The 22142-nt window shown below is 71.4% G+C and carries 27 protein-coding genes; 7 read left to right on the top strand and 20 right to left on the bottom strand.

The annotated features are described in order from the left end of the window. Nucleotides 1-4: 4 nt before the first annotated feature. Nucleotides 5-535 carry a DinB family protein gene (locus tag ACYVLP_RS14905; protein WP_460628117.1) on the bottom strand — a complete coding sequence of 177 codons (531 nt, stop codon included), beginning with the start codon at nt 533-535 and terminating at the stop codon, nt 5-7. A 72-nt stretch (nt 536-607) separates the two neighbouring features. On the opposite strand from ACYVLP_RS14905, the gene ACYVLP_RS14900 reads away from it, so the two are divergent. From ACYVLP_RS14900 to ACYVLP_RS14890, 3 genes are all read left to right on the top strand, one after another. Further along, a complete protein-coding gene (locus ACYVLP_RS14900) occupies nt 608-1234 on the top strand; it encodes a LysE family translocator (protein WP_460628116.1) in 627 nt (208 codons plus the stop codon). 76 nt (nt 1235-1310) lie between these two features. After that, nucleotides 1311-2753, top strand: coding sequence for an FAD-binding oxidoreductase (locus ACYVLP_RS14895; RefSeq protein WP_460628115.1), 1443 nt, complete (start codon nt 1311-1313; stop codon nt 2751-2753). Beyond that, nucleotides 2750-4057, top strand: coding sequence for a class I SAM-dependent methyltransferase (locus ACYVLP_RS14890; protein ID WP_460628114.1), 1308 nt, complete (start codon nt 2750-2752; stop codon nt 4055-4057). Before ACYVLP_RS14895 ends, ACYVLP_RS14890 begins: the two co-directional genes overlap by 4 nt. A gap of 75 nt (nt 4058-4132) precedes the next feature. On the opposite strand, the gene ACYVLP_RS14885 is transcribed toward ACYVLP_RS14890, so the two are convergent. Both ACYVLP_RS14885 and ACYVLP_RS14880 read right to left on the bottom strand, forming a co-directional pair. Beyond that, nucleotides 4133-4636, bottom strand: a complete 504-nt coding sequence (locus ACYVLP_RS14885) for a hemerythrin domain-containing protein (RefSeq protein ID WP_460628113.1) — start codon at nt 4634-4636, stop codon at nt 4133-4135. 272 nt (nt 4637-4908) lie between these two features. Next, the gene (locus ACYVLP_RS14880) at nt 4909-5082 is read right to left on the bottom strand and encodes a hypothetical protein (RefSeq protein WP_460628112.1); all 174 of its coding nucleotides are present in this window, start codon (nt 5080-5082) and stop codon (nt 4909-4911) included. Between the two features lie 118 nt (nt 5083-5200). On the opposite strand from ACYVLP_RS14880, the gene ACYVLP_RS14875 reads away from it, so the two are divergent. After that, nucleotides 5201-6844, top strand: a complete 1644-nt coding sequence (locus tag ACYVLP_RS14875; RefSeq protein ID WP_460628111.1) for an FAD-dependent oxidoreductase — start codon at nt 5201-5203, stop codon at nt 6842-6844. Nucleotides 6845-6943: 99 nt separating this feature from the next. Here the strand turns inward: ACYVLP_RS14875 and ACYVLP_RS14870 are convergent, their stop codons facing one another. The 4 genes from ACYVLP_RS14870 to cas5 all read right to left on the bottom strand — a co-directional run bounded on the left by ACYVLP_RS14870 (nt 6944) and on the right by cas5 (nt 8406). Continuing rightward, the gene (locus tag ACYVLP_RS14870) at nt 6944-7204 is read right to left on the bottom strand and encodes a metal-sensitive transcriptional regulator (protein ID WP_460628110.1); all 261 of its coding nucleotides are present in this window, start codon (nt 7202-7204) and stop codon (nt 6944-6946) included. A 114-nt stretch (nt 7205-7318) separates the two neighbouring features. Then, a complete protein-coding gene (locus ACYVLP_RS14865; protein ID WP_452270986.1) occupies nt 7319-7654 on the bottom strand; it encodes a YnfA family protein in 336 nt (111 codons plus the stop codon). 92 nt (nt 7655-7746) lie between these two features. Then, complete coding sequence (locus ACYVLP_RS14860; RefSeq protein WP_452270987.1) at nt 7747-8022, bottom strand: GlsB/YeaQ/YmgE family stress response membrane protein; 276 nt, start codon at nt 8020-8022, stop codon at nt 7747-7749. Nucleotides 8023-8319: 297 nt separating this feature from the next. Continuing rightward, a complete protein-coding gene (gene cas5 / locus ACYVLP_RS14855) occupies nt 8320-8406 on the bottom strand; it encodes a CRISPR-associated protein Cas5 (RefSeq protein WP_460628156.1) in 87 nt (28 codons plus the stop codon). Here cas5 and ACYVLP_RS14850 point away from each other — a divergent pair. Together ACYVLP_RS14850 and ACYVLP_RS14845 are read left to right on the top strand one after the other, a co-directional pair. Beyond that, nucleotides 8367-8567: a hypothetical protein gene (locus ACYVLP_RS14850; RefSeq protein WP_460628155.1), complete on the top strand. Its 201-nt coding sequence runs from the start codon at nt 8367-8369 to the stop codon at nt 8565-8567. The two genes, cas5 and ACYVLP_RS14850, sit on opposite strands and share 40 nt — an antisense overlap. Nucleotides 8568-8579: 12 nt before the next feature. Then, a complete protein-coding gene (locus ACYVLP_RS14845; protein WP_460628109.1) occupies nt 8580-9290 on the top strand; it encodes a hypothetical protein in 711 nt (236 codons plus the stop codon). Nucleotides 9291-9317: 27 nt separating this feature from the next. Here the strand turns inward: ACYVLP_RS14845 and ACYVLP_RS14840 are convergent, their stop codons facing one another. Beyond that, the gene (locus ACYVLP_RS14840; protein WP_460628108.1) at nt 9318-9935 is read right to left on the bottom strand and encodes a class I SAM-dependent methyltransferase; all 618 of its coding nucleotides are present in this window, start codon (nt 9933-9935) and stop codon (nt 9318-9320) included. 125 nt (nt 9936-10060) lie between these two features. On the opposite strand from ACYVLP_RS14840, the gene ACYVLP_RS14835 reads away from it, so the two are divergent. Beyond that, nucleotides 10061-10591 (top strand): flavodoxin family protein, encoded by a 531-nt coding sequence (locus tag ACYVLP_RS14835; RefSeq protein ID WP_460628107.1) that lies wholly within the window; start codon nt 10061-10063, stop codon nt 10589-10591. A gap of 71 nt (nt 10592-10662) precedes the next feature. Here ACYVLP_RS14835 and ACYVLP_RS14830 read toward each other — a convergent pair whose 3' ends face one another. The 12 genes from ACYVLP_RS14830 to ACYVLP_RS14775 form a co-directional block, all read right to left on the bottom strand. Next, the gene (locus ACYVLP_RS14830) at nt 10663-11589 is read right to left on the bottom strand and encodes an alpha/beta fold hydrolase (RefSeq protein ID WP_460628106.1); all 927 of its coding nucleotides are present in this window, start codon (nt 11587-11589) and stop codon (nt 10663-10665) included. A 90-nt stretch (nt 11590-11679) separates the two neighbouring features. Next, a complete protein-coding gene (locus tag ACYVLP_RS14825) occupies nt 11680-12903 on the bottom strand; it encodes an RNA polymerase sigma factor (RefSeq protein ID WP_460628105.1) in 1224 nt (407 codons plus the stop codon). Between the two features lie 7 nt (nt 12904-12910). Next, nucleotides 12911-13291 carry a YciI family protein gene (locus ACYVLP_RS14820; RefSeq protein ID WP_460628104.1) on the bottom strand — a complete coding sequence of 127 codons (381 nt, stop codon included), beginning with the start codon at nt 13289-13291 and terminating at the stop codon, nt 12911-12913. A gap of 195 nt (nt 13292-13486) precedes the next feature. Next, complete coding sequence (locus ACYVLP_RS14815; RefSeq protein ID WP_460628103.1) at nt 13487-13858, bottom strand: VOC family protein; 372 nt, start codon at nt 13856-13858, stop codon at nt 13487-13489. Between the two features lie 106 nt (nt 13859-13964). Continuing rightward, nucleotides 13965-14975, bottom strand: a complete 1011-nt coding sequence (locus ACYVLP_RS14810; protein ID WP_460628102.1) for a sugar phosphate isomerase/epimerase family protein — start codon at nt 14973-14975, stop codon at nt 13965-13967. A gap of 37 nt (nt 14976-15012) precedes the next feature. Beyond that, nucleotides 15013-16473 (bottom strand): alkaline phosphatase family protein, encoded by a 1461-nt coding sequence (locus ACYVLP_RS14805; RefSeq protein WP_460628101.1) that lies wholly within the window; start codon nt 16471-16473, stop codon nt 15013-15015. After that, entirely contained in the window at nt 16470-17660 is a 1191-nt protein-coding gene (gene eboE, locus ACYVLP_RS14800) for a metabolite traffic protein EboE (RefSeq protein WP_460628100.1), read from the bottom strand. The genes ACYVLP_RS14805 and eboE overlap by 4 nt, the downstream gene beginning before the upstream one ends. A 3-nt stretch (nt 17661-17663) precedes the next feature. Beyond that, entirely contained in the window at nt 17664-18572 is a 909-nt protein-coding gene (locus ACYVLP_RS14795; RefSeq protein ID WP_460628099.1) for a TatD family hydrolase, read from the bottom strand. Nucleotides 18573-18580: 8 nt separating this feature from the next. Continuing rightward, a complete protein-coding gene (locus ACYVLP_RS14790) occupies nt 18581-19168 on the bottom strand; it encodes an EboA domain-containing protein (protein ID WP_460628098.1) in 588 nt (195 codons plus the stop codon). Further along, on the bottom strand, nt 19165-20043 hold the full coding sequence (locus ACYVLP_RS14785; protein WP_460628097.1) for a sugar phosphate isomerase/epimerase family protein: 879 nt from the start codon (nt 20041-20043) through the stop codon (nt 19165-19167). The genes ACYVLP_RS14790 and ACYVLP_RS14785 overlap by 4 nt, the downstream gene beginning before the upstream one ends. Beyond that, the gene (locus ACYVLP_RS14780; RefSeq protein ID WP_460628096.1) at nt 20040-20930 is read right to left on the bottom strand and encodes an SCO3242 family prenyltransferase; all 891 of its coding nucleotides are present in this window, start codon (nt 20928-20930) and stop codon (nt 20040-20042) included. Before ACYVLP_RS14780 ends, ACYVLP_RS14785 begins: the two co-directional genes overlap by 4 nt. Next, nucleotides 20912-22057 (bottom strand): inositol-3-phosphate synthase, encoded by a 1146-nt coding sequence (locus ACYVLP_RS14775; RefSeq protein ID WP_460628095.1) that lies wholly within the window; start codon nt 22055-22057, stop codon nt 20912-20914. The genes ACYVLP_RS14780 and ACYVLP_RS14775 overlap by 19 nt, the downstream gene beginning before the upstream one ends. Between the last annotated feature and the right edge of the window lie 85 nt (nt 22058-22142).

The raw sequence follows: 22142 nt of genomic DNA, 5'->3' as shown, positions 1-22142 counted from the left end.
ACCGTCACTCGCCCGTTGCGCCGTCGATCGACTCGCGGATCAGGTCGGCGTGCCCGTTGTGGCGGGCGTACTCCTCGATCATGTGCAGCAGGATCCACCGCAGCGAGAACTGCCTGCCCTCCTTGCGGCTGGACACGACCGAGAGCTGCTCGAGTCCACCCGCCGCGAGCGCCTCGTCGATGTTCCGGCGGGCCTGGTCGACGGCCTCGTCCATGAGGTGGCGCAGCTGCTCGGGGCTGTCGTCCTTCGCGGTCGTCAGCTCCCAGTCGGGGTCGGCGTCCCAGTCGACGGAGTCCCACGGCTCGCCCATCGGCCGCCCGTGCAGCACCCGGCCGAACCAGCTCGCCTCGTTGAGTGCGACGTGCTTGAGCAGACCACCCAGGGTCAGCGTCGAGGGGGACAGGGTCTGGCGGAGCTGTTCGGCGGTGAGGCCGTCGGCCTTCATCCGCAGCGTGTCGCGATGGAAGTCGAGGAAGGCCACGAGCATGGTGGCCTCGTCGGTCACCAGCGGCGGATCGGTGCGCTCGATCGTCATGGCGCAGCAGGCTACTGTCCGAGCAGCGGAAAAGGCATGCCGATTACGGGTCCGGCAGCGCACACTTGCTGCGTGCCAACCGCCAGCCAATGGATCGCCTTCCTCGTCGCCTCGATCCTGTTCATCCAGGTGCCGGGCCCGAGCCTGCTGTTCACCATCGGCCGCGCGCTGACCGTGGGCCGCCGCGAGGCGCTGCTCTCCGTCGTCGGCAACGGCCTCGGCGTGACGACCCAGGTGCTGCTCGTGGCCGTCGGGCTCGGCGCCGTCGTGGCCGCCAGCACGACGGCATACACGGTCATCAAGGTCGCCGGTGCGGCCTACGTCATCTGGCTCGGCATCCAGGCGATCCGCAACCGCGCCGAGGCTCGCGAGGCGCTCGAGCGCCAGGTCTCCGCGAAGAGGGGGCACGCGCTGCGCATCGGCTTCGTCGTCGGCGTGACCAACCCGAAGACCATCCTGTTCTTCGTCGCCTTCCTGCCGCAGTTCGTCAACACTCCCGCAGGGCACCCCGGCGTGCAGATGGCGGTGCTCGGGCTCGTCTTCGGCGCGATGGCGATCTGCAGCGACAGCGTGTGGGCGCTGGCCGCGGCCAAGGCTCGGGACTGGTTCGCCCGCAAGCCGAAGCGCCTCGACAAGCTCGGGGCCGCAGGCGGCGCAATGATGGTCACCCTCGGTGCCACCCTGCTCGCACGCGAGTGAGACAACCCTCACCCATGGCGAGTGAATTGGCCCCCCGACCCCGCCAACTGTCAGTGAGATCTGTTTGACTCGGCAGGTGGCAACCGGTCCGGTCACCCTGACGACGGGCTCGCGCGTGGCGACGCGGGTCCACGACCACGAGCGCGCCGTCGCGCGAGTGCAGGAGGCGTATGCCGCCCTGCCGCCCGACCAGCCGGTCCGGCTGGCCAAGCAGACGTCCAACCTGTTCCGGACGCGCGCGGCTGCAGGCGTCAGCGGGCTCGACCTGTCGGCGATGCAAGGCGTCGTCGAGGTCGACCCGGTGACCCGCACCGCCCGGGTGGGTGGGCTGACGACCTACGAGCGCCTCGTCGACGAGCTGCTGCCGCATGGCTTCGTGCCGCTCGTCGTTCCGCAGCTGCGCACCATCACGATCGGCGGTGCGGTGACCGGTCTCGGCATCGAGGCTGCGTCGTTCCGCAACGGCCTGCCGCACGAGTCGGTGCTGGAGATGCGGATCCTCACCGGCGACGGCGAGATCGTGACCGCCACCCCGCGAGGCGAGCACGCCGAGCTGTTCCGCACCTTTCCCAACTCGTACGGCTCACTGGGCTACGCGCTCGACCTCGTCATCGAGCTCGAGCCGGCGCGACCATATGTCGCGTTGCGGCACATCCGCTTCGAGCGGCTCGATGAGCTCGTCGCAGCCGTCGGCGAGATCATGGACAACCAGCTGTGGGACGGCCAGCGGGTCGACTTCCTCGACGGTGTCGTCTTCAGCGCCCGGGAGTCCTACCTGTGCCTCGGCCGGTGGACCGACGATCTCGAGGGGCGGTCGCGCCCGAGCGACTACACCGGGCAGGACGTCTTCTACCGCTCGATCCAGACGCGCCGCGCCGACCTGCTGACGGCATACGACTATCTCTGGCGGTGGGACACCGACTGGTTCTGGTGCAGCCGAGCCTTCGGTGCGCAGCGACCCGCCGTGCGGCGCCTCTGGCCGCGACACCTGCGGCGCAGCGACGTCTACTGGAAGATCGTCGCCTTCGAGAACCGCCACCAGGTGCTGAGCCGGGTCAACCGACTGCGCGGACTGCCGGACCGAGAGCGCGTCGTCCAGGACGTCGAGGTGCCGCTCGACCGGACCGCCGAGTTCGTCGAGTGGTTCCTGCGCGAGGTGCCGATCGAGCCGATCTGGCTGTGCCCGATCCAGCTGCGCCGCAACGTGGTCCACATCGCCGAGACCGAGGGCCCGCCGTGGCCCCTCTACCCGATGCGCCGCGACGAGCGGTATGTCAACGTCGGCTTCTGGTCGACGGTCGCCATCGAGCCGGGGCGGCACGACGGTGATGTCAACCGGAGCATCGAGGACGAGGTGACCCGCGTGGGTGGGCACAAGTCCCTCTACTCCGACGCCTACTACGACAAGGCGACGTTCGACGCCCTCTACGGCGGAGCGGCATACGCGCCTGTCAAACACAGACACGACCCGACGGGGCGGTTCCCAACCCTCTACCAGAAGGCGGTGCAGGCGAGATGACTCTGACCGTAGGCCAGGCTTTCGACCGGGTGTTCGGCTCCGACGTGCCGATGCGGGTCGTCGGCTGGGACGGCTCGAGCGGCGGACGCGGCGACGGCATCGTGCTGCGACTGACCAACCCGCGCGCGCTCAGCCATGTGATCACCGCACCCGGCTCGCTCGGCCTTGCCCGGGCGTACCTTCTCGGTGACCTCGTCGTCGACGGTATCGACGAGGGCGACCCGTACAACGTGCTCAAGGTGCTCGGCGACGGGCTCACCTACCACCGGCTACGCCCCAAGGAGCTCGCCGAGCTGGCGGGGTTCGTGGCCCACTACGGGATGCACCTGCCGACGATCCCGGCCGAGGAGACGCCGAGCCCGCTGCGCCGGCTGGCCAACGGGATGCGCCATGCGAAGGCCCGCGACGCGGCCGCGATCAGCCATCACTACGACGTGTCGAATGCCTTCTACGAGAAGGTGCTCGGGCCGTCCATGACCTACACCTGCGCCTGCTTCCCCACCGCCGAGGCTTCGCTCGAGCAGGCCCAGGCCCACAAGTACGACCTCGTCGCCCGCAAGCTCGGCCTTCGGCCGGGGATGCGTCTGCTCGACGTCGGCTGCGGCTGGGGCGGCATGGTGCGTCACGCCGTCAAGCACTACGGCGTGACCGCGCTCGGGGTCACGCTCTCGCAGGAGCAGGCCACGTGGGCGCAGGCCGCGATCGAGGCCGACGGCATCGGGGACCGCGCCGAGGTGCGCCACGGCGACTACCGCGACGTGACCGAGCGCGGCTTCGACGCGATCAGCTCGATCGGGCTCACCGAGCACATCGGCGTCAAGAACTACCCGGCATACTTCCGCTTCCTGCGGGATCACCTGCGCGACGAGGGCCGGCTGCTCAACCACTGCATCACCCGGCCGGACAACCAGCACGCCGGCATCCCGTCGCGCGGCTTCATCAACCGCTACGTCTTCCCCGACGGCGAGCTCACCGGCTCCGGCGACATCGTGCGGGTGATGGAGGATCAGGGTTTCGAGGTGCGCCACCAGGAGAACCTCCGCGAGCACTACGCCCTGACCCTGGCCCAGTGGAACGCCAACCTCAGCAAGCACTGGGACGAGTGCGTCGAGCTGGCCGGGCGTGGCACCGCGCGGGTCTGGGGACTGTACCTCGCCGGGTCCCGACTCGGCTTCGAGCGCAACGAGATCCAGCTCCACCAGGTGCTCGCGTCACGCACCAGCTCGGAGGGCGTGTCAGGGTTCGAGCTGCGCCCGCAGTTCGAACCGGAGACCGAGCAGCAGCTGGCTGACGCGCCTGCCTGAACCCTCGCGAAGATCAGGCAGGACCCGCTGGGCGGGCGTGGCGGAGCCCGCTCAGCGGAAGGGCTGCAGGGGTGATCAGCCGGAGCCGCCGAGGTCGACGTCGTAGGCCTCGTATACGAGGTCGCCACCCTTCTGGCGATGCCGCACGAGCCGTCCCATGAGCGTGGTCAGCTCCTCCCGGAACGCGGGCAGGTCGGCCGTCGTGCCGCCGTGCTCGAGGACCGCGAGGTACCCGCCGATCGCCTCGTGCAGCTCACGGTGCTCGGCGAGCAGGCGGTCGATCTTCCCGGACAGCCGCGGCGCGCTGCGCTTGGCGCGGTCATAGATGCCGCCGGGGCTCTCGGTGAGGTCGATGTGGTCCTGGAAGTCGTGGGCCAGCTCGGCCATGGCCGCACGCACCCGCTCACGCCACATTCCCCCGCGAGCGATCGGTGACTCGAGGGCGAAGTCGACAGCAGCCACCGACTCGCGCAGCTCGGCCCGATGGGCACGGACGCGCTCGATGTGGCGCGCCAGCTGCTCGCTCCTCGTGCTCGCGGCAGTGGCGGTCTCGGGGACGGCGTTCGTGGCTGGGTTCATGTCGACCTCCGTGCCATCAATGGTCGCGCGCGGCCAGGCCACCCGTAAAGAGCGGGTTTGCCGCCATCCTCGCTACGCGGCATACCTCCCTCGGGGGCGCGTTCCTGCGCCCCGAACCCGCCGTCGAGTGGTCAGGTCGTCACCCGCGGCGGGGCGGATCGACCTGACCACTGGACGTGGGAGAGGTGCCGGCCGACCGGGGGAGGGGATGGTCGGCCGGCGGTTCGGGGGGTGCGGCGCTGGGCCAGTGGCTAGAGGTCAGTGGCGCGGGGTCAGCGGCCGAACAGGCGGCGGAGCACGCCGTTCGTGCCGGCGCTCGATGCGGCGCCCTGGTGACCCTCGCACTGCTGGGCGCGGGGCACGCCTCGCATGACCTGGTCGACGTGCTGACCGCACCCCGCCCACGTCGTCTTCCCGCACTGCTTGCACATGACTGCCCGGCACATGACTGCTCCTCCTGCCACTTCGGCTCACCCGCGTCGGGGAGCCGCTTCGACGAAACCGGCCGGACCCACCTGGGTCCGGCGTCCGTCACACTATACCCCCTAGGGTATGATGATGCACATGGAGTACCTGATCATCGGAGGGGTCGCGGGCGGCATGAGCGCGGCCACACGTCTGCGCCGCCTCGACGAGCACGCCCACATCACCGTCATCGAGCGCAGCGGCCACGTGTCCTTCGCCAACTGCGGCCTGCCGTACCACGTCGGCGGAGTCATCGACGACCGTGAGGCATTGCTCCTGCAGACCCCAGAGTCGCTCGCCGCCCGGTTCGACCTCGACGTCCGCGTCGGGCACGAGGCGGTGCGCGTGGACCGCGAGCGCCAGGTCGTGGAGGTCAAGGACCTCACGAGCGGGAAGGTGTCCGACCTCCCCTACGACCGGTTGCTCCTGTCCCCGGGCGCCCGTCCCCTGCGCCCGCCGGTCCCCGGCATCGAGCGGGCGCTGACGCTGCGCGACATCGAGGACACCGACGTCCTGGTCGCCGCAGTCGCCGAGGCACGCACCGCGGTCATCGTCGGGGGTGGTTTCATCGGCCTCGAGCTCGCGGAGAACCTCACGCGCCGAGGCCTGGCCGTGACGCTCGTCGAGGCTGCCGACCAGGTGCTCGCGCCACTCGACCCCGAGATGGCGGCCCTCGTCCTCGACCGGCTCCGCGCCCACGGCGTGACCGTTCACCTCGGGGCGGCGGTCGCCGCGATCGGCACGGACGATGTCACCCTCTCCTCGGGCGACACGGTGCCGGCCGACCTCGTGGTGGCGGCCGTCGGGGTGCGACCCGAGACTCGCCTTGCCGAGGACGCCGGGCTGGAGACCGGCCCGCGGGGAGGCATCCTCGTCGACTCCACGTTCCGCACCAGCGACCCGCACATCCTCGCCGTCGGCGACGCCGTCGAGAAGCGTGACGCCCTGGACGGCGGCGAGACGCTCGTGCCGCTGGCCAACACGGCAAACCGTCAGGGGCGGATGGCCGCGGACGTCATGGCTGGGCTCGAGGCGGGCGACCGCCCAGTCCTTGGCACCGCGATCGTCGGGGTCTTCGGTCTCCAGGTGGCCACAACCGGCTGGAACGAGAAACGCCTTCGCGCGGCCGGCCGTCCGCACCGCGTCATCCACACCCACCCGGCGTCGCACGCGACGTACTACCCCGGCGCCGAGTCGATGAGCCTCAAGCTGCTCGTCGACCCGGCGACCGACCGCATCCTCGGCGCCCAGGGCGTCGGCGGCAACGGCGTCGACAAGCGCATCGATGTCATCGCTACGGCGATGGCCGGAGGGATCACCGCGAGCACGCTCGCCGACCTCGAGCTCGCCTACGCGCCGCAGTTCGGGTCTGCGAAGGACCCGGTCAACATGCTCGGGTATGTGGCCGACAACCTGCGGTCCGGTGTGGCGCGGTCGATCCAGTGGCACCAGCTCGAGAGCGCACTGGACGCCGGCGCGGTGCTTGTCGACGTGCGCACCGAGCAGGAGCACGAGCGTGGTGCGATCCCGGGGGCGATCCTCGTCCCGGTCGACGAGCTGCGCGACCGGCTCGACGAGATCCCGCCCGGCCCGGTCGTCGTGCACTGTGCGGTCGGGCTGCGGGGCCACACCGCCGCCCGGATCCTGGCCCAGGCCGGCTGGCCGGACGTGCGCAACCTCGACGGTGGGTACCGGACCTGGCACGCGGGCACGGGCAGCCGGATCCCGGCCCTGGCCCACTGACGCCGCCGCGGGCGGGGCAAGCGCGTCGCGGGCGGGGCAAGCGCGTCGCGCCGGCGCGGGCTCGTTGCCCCGCCGGCCCCGCACAGTCGGCCGGGTTGCTCAGGCGAGCGAGAGGAAGAGCTTCTCCATCTCGGTGACGTCCATGTCCTCGCCGTCCGGCCTGGTGAGGCACTCGCGCAGGCCGGTGGCGATGACGGCGAAGCCGGCTCGGTCGAGGGCCTTGGAGACGGCGGCCAGCTGGGTCACGATGTCGCGGCAGTCGCGCCCCTCTTCGATCATCTTGACGATGCCGCCGATCTGACCGCGGGCGCGGTTGAGGCGGCGAATGACCGACTGCATCTCATCGAGGTCGAGCTCCACGGCATCCTCCTACTGTCATCGACCGGGTCTTCATGATACCCCCCACCGTATCGAGACGGTGTCAACCCGCCGGCCTTGCTCCTGTCGCCGCCGGCCGTGGCCAGCCGGCCGTCGTCAGCCGGAGCGCGGCGCGTACATGATGACGACGACACCGACGATGCAGATCGCCGCGCCCAGCACATCCCACCGGTCGGGACGGAACCCGTCGACGACCATCGCCCACACGAGCGAGCCCGCAACGAAGACGCCGCCGTATGCCGCCAGGATCCGCCCGAAGTGGGCGTCGGGCTGCAGGGTGGCGACAAAGCCGTAGAGCCCTAGCGCGATGACGCCGAGGCCCATGAAGACCCAGCCCCGGTGCTCGCGCACGCCTTGCCAGACCAGCCAGGCGCCCCCGATCTCGGCGACGGCTGCAAGGACGAACAGCAGGATCGAGCGTGTGACGGTCACGCGGTCATGGTCGCAGGTCGCGCGCTCCGCGACGCCACGTCCGGCAGTGGGTCACGCAGCACCGCGGGCCGTGCTGCGCGTCACTCAGTTCCTCACGCCGCTGTGCGGCGCGAGGCCATCCAGCGCCAGAGTGCCGTGACGATGACCGCCCCGACGATCGAGCCGATGATGCCGCTCGGGCGCAGGTTGAGCCCGTCGCCGGCGATGAGGCTGGCGAGCAGGCCGCCGACGAAGGAGCCGACGAGGCCGGCCACGAACGCCATGGTCCAGTTGATGGTCTTGTCGCCGCCCTTGGACTCCCTGCCCAGGATGAGCTGGGCGGCGGCTCCGACAAGCATCCCGAAGAGGATCAGACCGAGAATCAGCATGCTGTGAGCATAGGTCCGCATGGCCCCGGCGCCCCCGCTTGCCGCAACATCCACGAGTGGTCGAGGCCCGATTCACCCGCCCCGGGCGACACCGCGAGCGACAGCGCGGGCGACACCGCGAGCGACACCGCGGACGACACCGCGGCCACCAGCCAACCGAGCCCCACTCGCCAACACACCGGGCAACCGCCAGCCCAGACGGAAATAACCGCCGAAGCTGGCCATTGCTCGGTGTGTTGCGGCACCAGGTGCGTGTCAACGGTGGTTGACACGGACGGACCCAGCGACCTACGGTTGTCAACCTGGGTTGACGAGACCGAGGAGTGTCGATGGAGGTGGACGAGGTGCTGAAGATCGCTCGCGCGACCGGCGACGACGACCCACGCGCGGCCCTGGCGGCCGCCCGCGAGCTGCGGCGCGCCGCCGACCGCACGGAGGCCGCCGTGGTGCGGCGCGCCCGGGTCAGCGGCCTGGCCTGGGCCGAGATCGCGGACTGCCTCGGAGTCAGCCGGCAGGCGGTGCACAAGAAGTACGGCCGCCGTTAGTAGGTTGCGGGGATGAGCTTCGTCATCCCGTCCCGGTTCTGCGGCCCGCCCGAGTCGGGCAACGGCGGCTGGGTGAGCGGTCACCTCGCCCAGCTGGTCCCCGGCGGGGCCGACGGCCGGCCGGTGTCGGTCCGCCTCAGCAGCCCGCCGCCGCTCGACCGGGAGCTGCTGGTCGAGCCCGACGGCGACCTGCGCACCGTTGTCGATGGTGACGTCACGGTGGCCCAGGGGCAGCCCGCGGCGGGCGCTGGCACCGAGCCGGACGGCATACCCGGGCCGGTGTCGTATGCCGCAGCGCTGGCCGCGGCCGCCGGGTACGACGGGCTCGTCAACCATCCGTTCCCGACGTGCTTCTCGTGCGGCATCGCGCGTGAGCCGGGCGACGCGCTGTGCCTGCGCCCGGGGCCGGTGCCTGGCACCGACATCCACGCGGCCGCGTGGGTGCCGACGGAGGTGACGCCGGAGATCGTGTGGGCGTCACTGGACTGTCCCGGTGCCTGGGCCCTCGGGGTCGGCGGCCGACCGATGGTGCTCGGGACGATGACCGCCACCATCGGCCGCCTCCCGCTGGTCGGGCGTGAGCACGTCGTCGTCGCGTGGGGACTGGGCAGCGAAGGGCGGAAACACCGATGCGGCACGGCGCTGTACGACGGCAACGAGCTGCTGGCGCACGCGACCGCGACGTGGATCGGGGTCGACCCCTCCACCGTCAGGCCGGCCTGACGCTTTGTCCGGGCCTTGCCGACAGCGTCAGGTGCGTGAGAGCACGGCGACCGTGTCGAGCGCCTCGCGCATCCCGTCGTCCGTCTCGACCTCCCGCACGCGGATCTCGGCGCGCTGGACGGTGATCGGCAGCCCCTCGACGGCATCGACGACCTCGTCCGGGTCATAGAGGACGCTCCGGTCGCCGGGGCCGCCATAGCCCTCGGTCAGGTTGCGCCCGGCGTGCCCGATGACAACGACGTGACCGCCGGGCCGCACCGCCTCGACACCTGCGCGAAGCGCTGCCTTGAGATCCGCGCGCGGAACCTGGAGGTAGGAGAACAGGGCGAGGTCGTATGCCGCCGGGCCTCCCGGCGCGGGCTGCGTCGCGTCGGCGACGAGGGCCGTCAGCCTGCCCGCGTCGGCGCCCAGCACCTCGGCCGCCCGGGCGCGGGCACGTTGCACGGCGACCTCGGAGAAGTCCGTCGCGACGACCGTCCAGCCGATGCTCGCCATCCAGATGGCGTTGCGCCCTTCCCCGGCGGCGATGTCGATGGCCGAGCCAGGAGTGAGCGGCTCCACGAGCTCCTCGACGAAGCGGTTCGGCCCGACGGACCACACGAGGTCGCTCGCGGCATACCTCTCGTCCCACTCGTTCGCATCCATCGGGCTCCTCCTTCGCGCTCTCCGCCCCCTGCTCCCATGCTGCCACCGATGCCGGAGTCTCGTACGTCACGATTTCGGGCCACCGCGCCTGATCCGCAATAGCGTTGTACCGGAAGGGAATCGCCATGAAGGTGCTCATTGTCCACGAGTCGTTGTTCGGCAACACGCGGCAGGTCGCGGAGGCAGTCGCCGACGGACTGAGGAAGGGGCGACCTCCGGGCGACGAGCTGTCCGTGATCCTCGCGACGACCGACGAGGCGCCGATGACGATCCCCGCCGACGTCTCGCTGCTGCTGGTCGGCGGGCCGACGCATGCGCTGAGCATGACGCGTCAGGGCACGCGTGAGGACGCGGTGGCCAAGGGCGCACCGGCTCAGCCCCACCTCGGGATCCGGGAGTGGATCGAGGCCGCTGCCCCCCGCTCCGACCTGCCCGTCGTCACCTTCGACACCCGCGTCCACGTCCGGCTGATGCCGGGGTCGGCCGCAGCGAGCGCGGCAAAGTCCTTGCGCCACCACGGGTTCCGCGAAGCGGACCGCGGTGAGACGTTCTGGGTCGAGGGCACCGAGGGCCCACTGTCCCCCGGCGAGCTCGAGCGGGCGGTCGCCTGGGGTGCCGCCCTCGCGACTGCGCACTCGCCACAACCGGTCACGTAGCCGGGCCCGCAGCCCCGCAGCCCCCTTGGCTCGCCGACCGCACGCCGCACGGGGTGCGTGTGGTGGCGCAGTCAGCCGACGGCTGCCTCCAACCAGGGCACGAGCAGCTCGAGGACCCGGTCGGGCACCTCGAGCTGCGGCGTGTGACCGACACCCTCGAGGAATGCCGTGTGCCACGAAGGGTTGAGCGTCGCGGTCCTGCGGGCGGCAGTCACAGGCACGAGACGGTCCATCTCGCCGTGCACGAGCAGCACCGGTGCGCTGACGCTGGCGATGAGCTCGTCATAGCGACGCGGCCGGCGCAGCACCGCGAGCAGCGACCGCGCCGCCCCGAGGAACTGCACCTCGCTGTCCGGGATCTCGCGCCGGTATGCCGTGAGCTGCACTCCGGCGTCGACGACCCCCGCATCCGCCCGGCTCCGGTCGGCGAAGCAGAGGGCGACCATCCCGAGCACCCGCTCGCGGTCCGTGTAGCGCGCCTCGAAACGGGAGACGAACCGCTCCCCGACCCACGGCACGGCATACAGCCCGAACGTCAGTGCGACCTGGGTGTCGGGGCGCTGGCGCGGGATCGGCAGGGAGGGGTCGATGAGCGCGAGGCCCGCCACGCGCTCGGGGCTCCTGGCCGCGAGCAGGAGCGAGATCATGCCGCCCATCGAGTTGCCGACGAGGACCACTGGCCGCCCGAGGACGGCGTCGATGAAGCGGGCCAGCAGGTCGGCGTTGGCCTGGACGCTCGACGACCGCTCGGTGCCCGGGGTCAGACCGAAGCCGGCCAGGTCGAGGGCGACGACGCGGTGCCGCTCGGCGAGGGTGGGGGCGATCTGGACCCAGTTGAGGTGGGAGCCGCCGAGGCCGTGCACGAGCACGAGTGGAGGCCCGTCGTCGGGCCCGCCGAAGTCCGCGTAGTGGACCGGGATGCCGAGGTCGATCGTTCGGCTGCGTCCGCCCCAGGGTGCCGCGAGATCGTGCGGCACGGCGGCCGGAAGGGTCGTCATGGAGGCAATGTATCGAGCGCCGATGTGTCTGGTGGGAGCATCCGGCGGCCAGGGGGAAGTGCTTGACAGATTGTTGGTCAGCGCGCCAGCTCAGCCGCGCAGGGCGAGCAGCCGCCCTCGGAGATACTGCTGCTCGGCAGCGTTGGCGGACAATGTGATCGCGCACTCGAAGGCATCGCCTGCCGCGGCGTTGTGGCCGAGCCGCTGGAGGAGGTCGGCGCGGACGACGTGCCACGGGACGTAGCCGCCGAGGTCCAGCCCGTCGATCTCCGCCAGCGCCGGCTCCGGCCCGTACACCTCGGCGACGGCTACGGCTCGGTTGAGGCGCACGACGTCCGTCGGCGCGACCTGAACCAGCTGGTCGTACAACGCCAGCACCTGGACCCAGTCCGTCGCCGAGGCGTCTGCCGCATCCGTGTGCACGGCGTTGATCGCCGCTTGGATCTGGTATGGCCCAGGAGCGTTGCGGCGCAGGCACTTTCGCACCAAGTCATGCCCCTCGGCCACCAGGTCGGCGTCCCACAGGGTGCGATCCTGGTCGCCGAGGACCACGAGCACTCCGGTGGCGTCCGCGCGGGCGGGACGACGCGCCTCGGTCAGGAGCATGAGCGCCAGCAGCCCGGCCGCCTCCGGCTCGTCCGGCATGAGCTCGACGAGCACCCGGCCCAGCCGGACCGCCTCAGCGGCGAGGTCGGGCCGGCCCAGGTCGTCGCCCGAGGACGCCGTGTGGCCCTCGGTGAACACGAGGTATATGACGGCGAGCACCGCTGCCAGCCGCGCCGGCAGGTCGGCGTCTCGCGGCACCCGGTAGGGGATGCCGGCGTCCCGAATCTTCTTCTTGGCGCGCACGACTCGCTGCGCCATAGTCTGCTCGGGCACGAGGAACGCGTGCGCGATCTCGGGCGTGGTCAGGCCCCCGAGCAGGCGCAGGGTCAGAGCCACCTGCGCCTCGCGCGACAGCGCTGGGTGGCAGCAGGTGAAGACCAGCCGGAGCCGTTCGTCCTTCACGGGTCCCTCCTCCCGCGGTTCGTCCGGGGTGTAGAGCGTCGCAGCCTCCGTATGCCGTGCGTCCCGGCTCGCTTCCCGGCGCAGTCGGTCGATGGCCCGGTTGCGAGCGGTCGTGATGATCCAGCCCGCGGGACTCGGCGGCATACCCTCAACGGGCCAGCGCTCGACCGCCACGGTGAACGCGTCCTGCACGGCATCCTCGGCCAGGTCGATGTCACCGAGGGTCCGGATCAGCACTGACACCGCGCGGCCATGCTCCTCGCGGAACACGCGCGCGATGTCCGCGCTGGTCACGGATGCGCTCATCGAGCGGTCACTCGGCCGTCGGAGCCTGGCCCGGGTCCCCGTCGTCCTGGAACGGGCGGATCTCGACGGGCAGGCCGGTCGCCCCCGCGATGCGCTCGGCCCAGCCGAGGGCGACGTCGTAGTCCTCGGCGCGCACGATGCTGAGCCCGCCGAGGTGCTCCTTGGCCTCGATGAAGGGTCCGTCGGTGAGCATCGCATCGGCGACGGCGTCCGGCTTGCGGATCACCGTTGCCGAGCCGGTGTCGGCCAGGCCGCCGGCGAAGACCCAGCCGCCCGCCGAGCGGATGTCGTTGTTGACGAGCTCGAGGTCGGCCATGACCTGGCTGAGGTCGAGGTCCTCGGGGGGCGGTCCGGGGGGCGAGTAGAGGGTGATGAGGTAGGTCTTCATCGTCGTGTCCTTCCTGGCTCGGGTTGGAGTGTGGCCACCTCCTACACGAACGGCTCGGCTGCAGATCGACACTCGCTACCTCACCAATGTCAGCAACACACCCGGTAGTCGCAAGCCGACCCGGGTTGCAACTGCGGTGAGATGGCGGTTACCGGGTGTGTTGCCGAGGGAGCGGCGCGGTCCTGCTGCACCGCGTCAGGCGCGCGGACGATGCTCCACGAGCCCGACGAGGTTGCCCTCCGAGTCCTTGACGAAGGCCATCCACTCGTCGGTGCCCGCCGGGCCGAGGGTGTCGTCGTCGTGGCCGAAGATGACGTGCGGCTCGCTCTCGACCTGCACACCGGCGTCGCGCAGCCGCCCGACCGTGGCGTCGATGTCGTCGACGCGCAGGTAGATCAGTGCCGAGGGCGCGCCGATGTCGAGCAGGAGCCGCACGCCGTCGAGGTCGAAGAAGACCAGGCCCGGCGGGTCGAAGGTGGCCAGCGGCGGGGCGCCGAGGAGGTCGCCGTAGAAGGCCGAGGCGCGACCGAGGTCCTGTGCGCGTTGCGCGATCTGGACGAGTCCCATGCCCTGACGGTAGACCCGCACGCCGGTTGGGGGTGACTGGTCGTGCCGGGGCTCAGCGACGCCGCAGTGCTGCGGTGCCGCTGAACCGCGCGCACGGGCCGAGGCGTCAGTCCCTGTTGCTGCTGAAGGCCGCGTCGAAGGAGGCGGACGGCGGCTCGAAGTTGAGCCGGCGGACGTACTCCAGCGCCTCGGGTGCCCCGACGAGGCGGTCCATGCCGGCGTCCTCCCACTCGATCGAGATCGGGCCGTCGTAGCCGATCGCGTTGAGGGTGCGGAAGCAGTCCTCCCACGGCACGTCACCATGGCCGGTGGACACGAAGTCCCAGCCGCGGCGCGGATCGCCCCACGGCAGGTGCGACGAGAGACGGCCGTTGCGGCCGTTGCCGACTCGCTTGCGGGCGTCCTTGCAGTCGACGTGGTAGATGCGGTCCTTGAAGTCCCAGATGAAAGCAGCCGGGTCGAGGTCCTGCCACACCATGTGGCTCGGGTCCCAGTTGAGGCCGAAGGCCGGCCGGTGGCCGACCGCCTCCAGGGCCGCGTGGGTGGTCCAGTAGTCGTACGCGATCTCGCTCGGGTGCACCTCGTGGGCGAAGCGGACACCCACCTCGTCGAACACGTCGAGGATCGGGTTCCAGCGTCGGGCGAAGTCGGCATACCCCTGCTGGATGACCTCGTCGGAGACCGGCGGGAACATCGCGACGTACTTCCAGACCGCGGACCCGGTGAAGCCGATGACGGTGTCGACACCGAGCTTCGCCGCCGCCCGTGCGGTGTCGGCCATCCGCTCCGCGGCGCGCTGCCGGACTCCTTCGGGGTCGCCGTCGCCCCACACCGCGGCGGGGAGGATGTCCTGGTGGCGCTGGTCGATCGGGTCGTCGCACACGGCCTGACCGACGAGGTGGTTGGAGATCGCCCACACCTTGAGGCCGTGCCGGTCGAGGATCTCGCGTCGCGACTCGATGTAGCCGTCCTCCGCGAGTGCCCGGTCGACCTCGAAGTGGTCTCCCCAGCACGCGATCTCGAGGCCGTCGTAGCCCCACTTGCCGGCGAGGCGGCACATCTCCTCGAACGGCAGGTCAGCCCACTGTCCGGTGAAGAGCGTGATCGGTCGGGCCATCGTGAGTCTCCTTGCTGATGTGAGTTGGTGAGTTGCGTCAGCGGGTCGCCGGCACTGCTGTACTGCTGGCGGCAGTGGCGGCGGTGCTGGCGGTACAGCTGGCGGTGCTGGCGACGGCGACGCCGGCGGCCTCGAGGATGAGGTCGTGCACGTCCGCTGCGGCCACGGTCTCACGCCGCAGTCCCCGATCGGAGCCGAGCACGACCGGGCCGTCCTCTGGGTTGTCCGGCAGCCTGCCATGGCTCCCGCGGACCCAGCTCGGGTCGAGCGGCACGACGCGCATGGCATAGCGCAGCCCGAGCTTCTTCCGCACGAGTCCGAGGCCCGCCCGGGCCTTCGCCGAACGGTCGGCCGGGTCGAAGAACAGCTCGGCGGGGTCGTAGCCGGGCTTGCGGTGGATCTCGACGCCGCGGGCGAAGTCGGGCGCCCGGTCGTCGTCGAGCCAGTAGTAGTAGGTGAACCAGGCACGCGGGTAAGCCACGAGCACGAGGTCGCCGCTTCGCTCATGGTCGAGGCCGTATGCCGCCTGGCCGGCTCGGTCGAGCACCTGCTCCACCCCTGGGGTTGCGGCGAGCAGCGCCCGCACCTCGTCGAGCCGTTCTGCGTCCTTGACGTAGACGTGCGCGACCTGGTGGTCCGCGACCGCGAAGGCCTGCGACGTCCAGGGGTCGAGGTACTCCATGCCTGCCTGCGTGTGCACCTCGAGCAGGCCGGCGCGGCGCAGCACCCGGTTGACGTCGACGGGCTGGTCGACCGCGGTGATGCCGTACTCGCTGACGACGAGGACCGAGACGCCGAGCCGCTCGGCGTCGTCGAGCAGCGGCGCGAGGGTCGCGTCGAGCTCGGCTGCCGCCGTCCTGGCCTGGGCTGACTCCGGTCCGAAGCGCTGGAGGTCGTAGTCGAGGTGCGGGACGTAGGAGAGGGTCAGGTCGTGCTCGGGCATCAGCAGGCGGGTCGCCTCGACGATCCAGCGCGACGACGCGATCGAGGCCGTCGGCCCCCAGTAGTGGAAGAGCGGGAACGGCCCGAGCCGGTCCGTGAGCCGGTCATGCAGCGCGACCGGCCGCGTGTAGCAGTCAGGCGACTTGCGGCCGTCTGCGTGGTAGATCGGCCTGGGCGTGACCACGCTGTCGGTGTCGGCGCCCATGGCGTACCACCAGCAGACGTTCGCGACCCGCGCTCCCGGATGAGCCCGCCGCAGCGCGTGCCACACCTTCTCGCCCTCGACCAGCGCGTTGTGCTGGCGCCACAGGAAGACCTCGCCGAGATCGCGGAAGTACCAGCCGTTGCCGACCGCGCCATGGTCGGCGGGCGCCCGGCCGGTGAGGAACGTGGACTGCACCGAGCAGGTCACGGCCGGGAGCACGGTGCCGAGCGTCGACTGCCAGCCGCTCGCGGCGACCCGGCGCAGCCGTGGCATGTCCCTCAGCGCACGAGGGGTGAGGCCGACGACGTCGAGCACGAGGACCTTCGTGGGGTGGGCGGGGTCGGTAGTCATGCGGGCTCCTTGAGGCCGAGGTCGATGAGGGTGTCGCGAAGCCAGGCGAGCTCGCCGGCGATGCTGCGTGCGAGGCCCGCGTCGTCGGCCGGCCGCGCGGCCTCCGGCACCACGGTCCAGGTGTACGTCTCGACCTCGAGATGGTCGGTCACGGCGACATCGCCGCCGAGGAGGACGTCGAGCGACTCGCGCAGGTCTGCGGTCGTCGAGGCGAGCGGTGGCTCAGGCTCGTGGTCGAGCGGCACGTGGAAATGGACGCGCCACGGCCGGTCCACGCCGCCCGGCGCCGGATCGAGAGGGCGCCGGCCTCCGAGCGCGTCCCCGAGGTCGTCGCGGGCGCGGATCTGGCCGCTCTCGCCGCGGGACCGCACCTGGTGCAGGAACCGCTCCTCGTCGAAGGCTGCAAGGGCCTCTCGCGTGGCCGCGTCGCCGGGGTTCGCCACATGCAGGGCGGCCGACACCTGGGCCTTGACGACGGAACGTCCGGCCGCGTCGAGCCGCGGCACGACCTCTCCGGCGCGCTCGAACCCGACGGCGAGGTGGCAGAGGTCGAGACAGACCCCGAGCGTCTCGTCGTCCCAGCCCGCGGTCCGCTCCAGCAGGTCGTCGGTGGTCTCGACGACGCACCCCGGCTCGGGTTCGATGCCGACGCGGATCTCGCGTCCGGTGCGTGACCGGAGCGCGTGCAGGTGGTCGGCGAGCTGGTCGAACTGCTCGGCGGCGAGGACCTGCCGATCACCGAACCAGGGATGGCGCCACCCCAGCGGCAGGGTCGAGATGCTTCCGCGTGCAGCGTCGTCCGGAAGCAGCCGCGCCAGGACCTCTGAGAGGTCGACCGTGTAGGCAAGCCTGGCCGGCTCGGTCCAGTCCGGGTGGTAGACCTTGTGCTTGACGACCGGCTCCTGGAATCCCTTGTAGGGGAACCCGTTCAGGGTCACGACCTCGAGGCCGCGGGCGTCGAGCTCGCGCCGCAGCCTGCTGGTCAGCCGTGGGTCGTGGGCGAGCTCTCGGGCGACCGGGGCGCTGAGCCACAGTCCGACCCCGAGCACGCTCGCCCCGAGATGCTGGCGGACCGGCAGGGCGAACCGGTCGAGCTGGCCGATGATCGTGTCGAGGTCCTCACCCCCGTGGACGTTGGTGCAGTAGGCGACGTGGACGAGCCGGCCGTCGGAGTGACGCAGGCGCATGGTTCACTCCCTCGCTCCGCGCAGCACCGAGTTGCCGAGGAACGTCGCACCGGCCGGAGCCGGCTCGGGCTCGGCCGGACGGGTCTGGCCCGAACCGGTCTCCTCGGGGTCGGACTGCTCGCCGATGTCGAGCCGCCCGCTGCGGCCGTAGAACTCGACCGGGTTCCGCCACAGCACCGTGTCCACGTCATCCGCGGTGAAGCCGGCCGCGAGCATCGCGTCGGCCGTGCGCCGGGTCTTCAGCGGGTCGCTGTTGCCCCAGTCGGCAGCGGAGTTCACGAGCATGCGCTCGGTGCCGAACCGCCGCAGGATCTCGACCATCCGCGTCTCGTCCATCTTCGTGTCCGGATAGACCGAGAACCCCATCCAGCAACCGGACTCGGCGACAATGCTCACGGTGACCTCGTTGAGGTGGTCGACCAGCACGGCTCCCGGGTCCAGCGACGACTCCGCGACCACGGCGAGAGTGCGCTTCGTGCCCTCGAGCTTGTCGCGGTGCGGGGTGTGCACGAGGGCCGGCAGCTCGTGCTCGGCCGCGAGCTCCAGCTGGGCCGCGAAGACCTCGTCCTCCTCGGGGGTCATGCTGTCGTAGCCGAGCTCGCCGACCGCGACGACGCGGTCCTTGACGAGGTAGCGCGGCAGGACCGCGAGCACCTCGCGACAACGAGGGTCGTTGGCCTCCTTGGGGTTCAGCCCGATCGTGGCGTGGTGCGCGATGCCGTACTGCGCCGCGCGGAACGGCTCCCAGCCGAGGAGCGAGTCGAAGTAGTCGCAGAAGGAACCGACGTTGGTGCGTGGCTGCCCGAGCCAGAAGGACGGCTCGACGACGGCACGGACGCCGGCGGCATACATCCGCTTGTAGTCGTCCGTCGTGCGTGAGGTCATGTGGATGTGCGGGTCGAAGATGCGCATGGTGCTCCTCATTCGGCTCGGGCGGGCATGACGGATGACGTGTGCTCGACGAGGTCGAGGATGGCGAGGGCGTCCGGCGGCACCGTCCGACCGGCGGCCTGTCGCTCGGCGACGTAGTCGGCGACCATGCGGCCGAGCTCGGCGTCGGCACGGGTGTCGAGGCCGGCCACCTGGTCGATGGGGATCCCCACGAACAGGAACTTCAGCACCGCCTGTCGCCACGCGGCCGCGTCAAGGTGGCGAGCGGCATACTGGCCCATGGCGGCTGCGATGAGACGAGAGTCGTTGGTGCGCAGGGCATCTCGCACGAGGTCCAGGGCTCCGTCGCCGATGGCGTTGGCCCGGTCCGCGCCGTCGAGCGGGTGCAGGGCACGCAGGACGGCGAGGCGTTCGGAGGTGTCTCCCTGCCAGTAAAGACGCTCGACCTGGCCGACGACCTCGTCGCGCGGACCGTTCAGTGCGAGCAGCATGGCCATCCGCGTGTCGTCGCCGTCGCGGCCCTCCCGCGCAGCCCGCCGTGCTGCTGCGGGGAAGTGGCGTTCGATCGCCTCAGGTCGTGTGGCGACCTCCGCGATCGCTGCGTCGATGTCGCTCATCCGGGCACCTCCTGGAGTCGGTACGGTCGGGTCGTGGCCGCCTGTTCCTCAGCGGCACGCAGGATGTCGATGCTCTGGGCGGCCAGGGCGGGGGCCGCGTGCGAGTGGCGCGGGAGCTCGACCGCCACGAGTCCCGGGAACTCGACGTCGAGCAGCGCGCCGAGGACCGCCGCGACGTCGACCTCGCCCTCGCCGAACGGGAGATGCTCATGGACGCCGCGCCGCATATCGTCGATCTGCACGTTCGCGATGAGCCTGCCCGCGCCCACGATGCACGACGCCGGGTCGTCGTCCTCGGTGCACCGAAGGTGCCCGACGTCGATGGTCAGCCTCAGGCGGTCGGGCGACCCGAGCCGGCGGCGCAGCTCTTCGACGTCGGCGATCCGCTCGACGTGCATCCCGGGCTCCGGCTCCAGGGCCAGGTCGACGCCGTGCGCGTCCGCGACGGGGAGCAGTCGCGAGACGCCGGCCTCGAGCCGCGACCAGCAGTCCTCCGGTGTCGCGCCGTCGGGCGCGATGCCGCTCCAGAAGGAGACGGCGGGCGAGCCGAGGTCTGCAGCGACGCGAATCGCCTTTTCCAACAGGTCGATCCGTCGATCCCGGCCTTCGTCGGACACCAGGGTGGGCGAGTGCTTGCGACGCGGGTCCAGGACGTATCGCGCCCCAGTCTCGACGACCACGGCCAGGCCGTGCCTGTCGAGCAGGCGCGCCACGTGAGCCGTCCGCCCCGCCAGGTCGGGCGCGACCGGGTCGAGGTGGGCGTGGTCGAGCGTCAGCGCCACACCGTCGTATCCCAGGTCCGCCAGCAGCGCCACCGCGTCCTCGAGACGATGGTCGGTGAAGCCGTTGAGACCGTACCCGAAGCGCAGGCTCACGTCGCCGACACCGCCTTCATCGCCAGGCGGCCCACCGGTGCCGATGCGGCCAGGCCGATCGCCAGACCGTGGTTGCCGGCCGACGCGATCGCGGCACCCTGCAGAGGCACGAGGCCCCGGATGCCGACGCCCGTGGCGCTGCGAACCGTCTGAGCGTCGGGACTGCGCACCGCGGCCAGCTGGGCGCGGAGGACGCCGACGGCATACCACCCGGCCAGCCCGAGTGACACCACCCCGCCGAGCCGGGACCCCGTACTGGACCGCAGCGCCGACGCGCTGGCCACGACGGCGGTGACCGCTGCGCACGCGCCGGCGACATCGGCCGAGCCGCCGCGCACCTCACCTCGGCTCAGGGCGGTGACGCTGGCCGTATGCAGCGCAACGAGCGAGGCTGGCACCGCCGCCCGTCGAAGCGCGGGCAGCCCACCGGTACTCGCGCCGAGCAGGACGTCCAGCCCGCGAGTCGAGGCCATCGTGGCGACACTGAGCGGCCCCTCCTTCGGTGCGAGGTCGTACGCCCACACCGCCGAGGCGAGCACGCCCGCGACGGCCGCGGCACGCCGCCCGCCACCTGCGGCCGCCACGGCGACGCCGACCACGGTCAGACCGCTCGCCACCGCCAGAGCGGTCCGGGCGCTCACGCGGCCCGACGGGATCGGCCGCTCCGGCCGCTCGACCGAGTCGGTATGCCGGTCGGCGTAGTCGTTGAGCGCCATCCCCGCCCAGTACAGGCACGTCGAGGCAACGGGCAGCAGCGCGGTCCGGGCCGCGCTCGGCCACCCGGCGCTCGCCGCGCCCGCGAGCGTGTCCCCCGGCACGGTCAGCGCCGCCGGGGCGCGGACCAGCTCGACGAGGTCTCGAAGCCGGGTCACGACGACGTCGCCCACTGGGTCAGGGCGCGATGCTGGTCGAAGAGCCGGTGCTCCTTTGAGTCGACCGGGTCCTTGAAGAAGAAGCCGAGCGCGGTCAGGGGGCCGACCTCGCTGCGCCGGAGCGCCAGGTCGGCCAGACGCGCCAGGTCGATCACGAGAGGGGCGGCGAGGCTGGAGTCACAGCCCTGCCAGGTGAACTGCATCGACATGCGCGTGCCGAGGAAGCCGGCGAAGGTCACGAGGTCCCAGGCGGTCTTCCAGTCCCCGAGATCGGTGATGTTGTCGATGTGGACCGGGCCCTCGACCGGGTAGCCGAGCATCGCCTCGAGCCCGCGGGCCTTGCTGATCGCCTTGCTCTGCTGCGCCTCCGGGTCGGCCAGGGTGGCGCCGTCGCCACCGCCGAGCAGGTTCGTCCCGGCCCACGAGCGGACCGCCAGAGACCTGGTCGCGAACATCGGTGCCAGCACCGACTTCACGAGCGTCTCGCCCGTCTTCCCGTCACTCCCGCCCCACGGCAGGCCCGCACGCTCGGCCAGCTCGCGCAGGGCCGGAAGCCGGGCACCGGTCGACGGCGTGAAGTCGACGAACGCGGCCCCGGCAAGGAAGGCGGCAGCGGCATACACGGCACTGGGAGGTAGCGGCGACTCGCCTGCGGCCCAAGCCCTTTCGAGCTGGGCGAGCGACTCGTGCGCAGGCGAGGGGACCGCCACCGGCTCGGTCGACGACACGTTGACGACGACGACGCGCGCGAGCGCCTCGGTGTCGCGGAACGCGGCGATGTCGTCGGCAAGCCGGCGGACGGCTGCCCCCTGCTCCTCCTCCCCCACGCGGTAGCCGGCGCGGATGCGGGCATCGGCGCGCTCGAGCTCGTCGTGCGCGAGGGCCAGCGCAGCATGTGGCACCACCCCCGCGTCGGCGAGCAGCGCCGCCCGCTTCACCAGCGGCACCTCTGCCACGTCGTGACCGCCGACGACGATGTGGTCGAGCGACACGAGGCCGGCTGCTGCCAGCTCCGCCTGCTCGGTCACCAGGCCCTCCCGTCCGGCGCCGCCGGCCGTGATGAGCGCCAGCCCCGTCGTCACCGTGGTCGCCACGGAGCCACGCGCTCCAACCAGCCACAGTCCGGTCCGTGCGTCGCTCATCTGCCTGCTCCTTCGTCGTCGTGGTGCGGAACGCTGTCGTACGAATGCCGTTGTGCCAAAAGTCGATTGGAGAGGCGGCCCGGCG

It is taken from the genome of Intrasporangium mesophilum, assembly GCF_054783095.1.
This window is presented reverse-complemented; position numbering and strand designations above follow the sequence as displayed.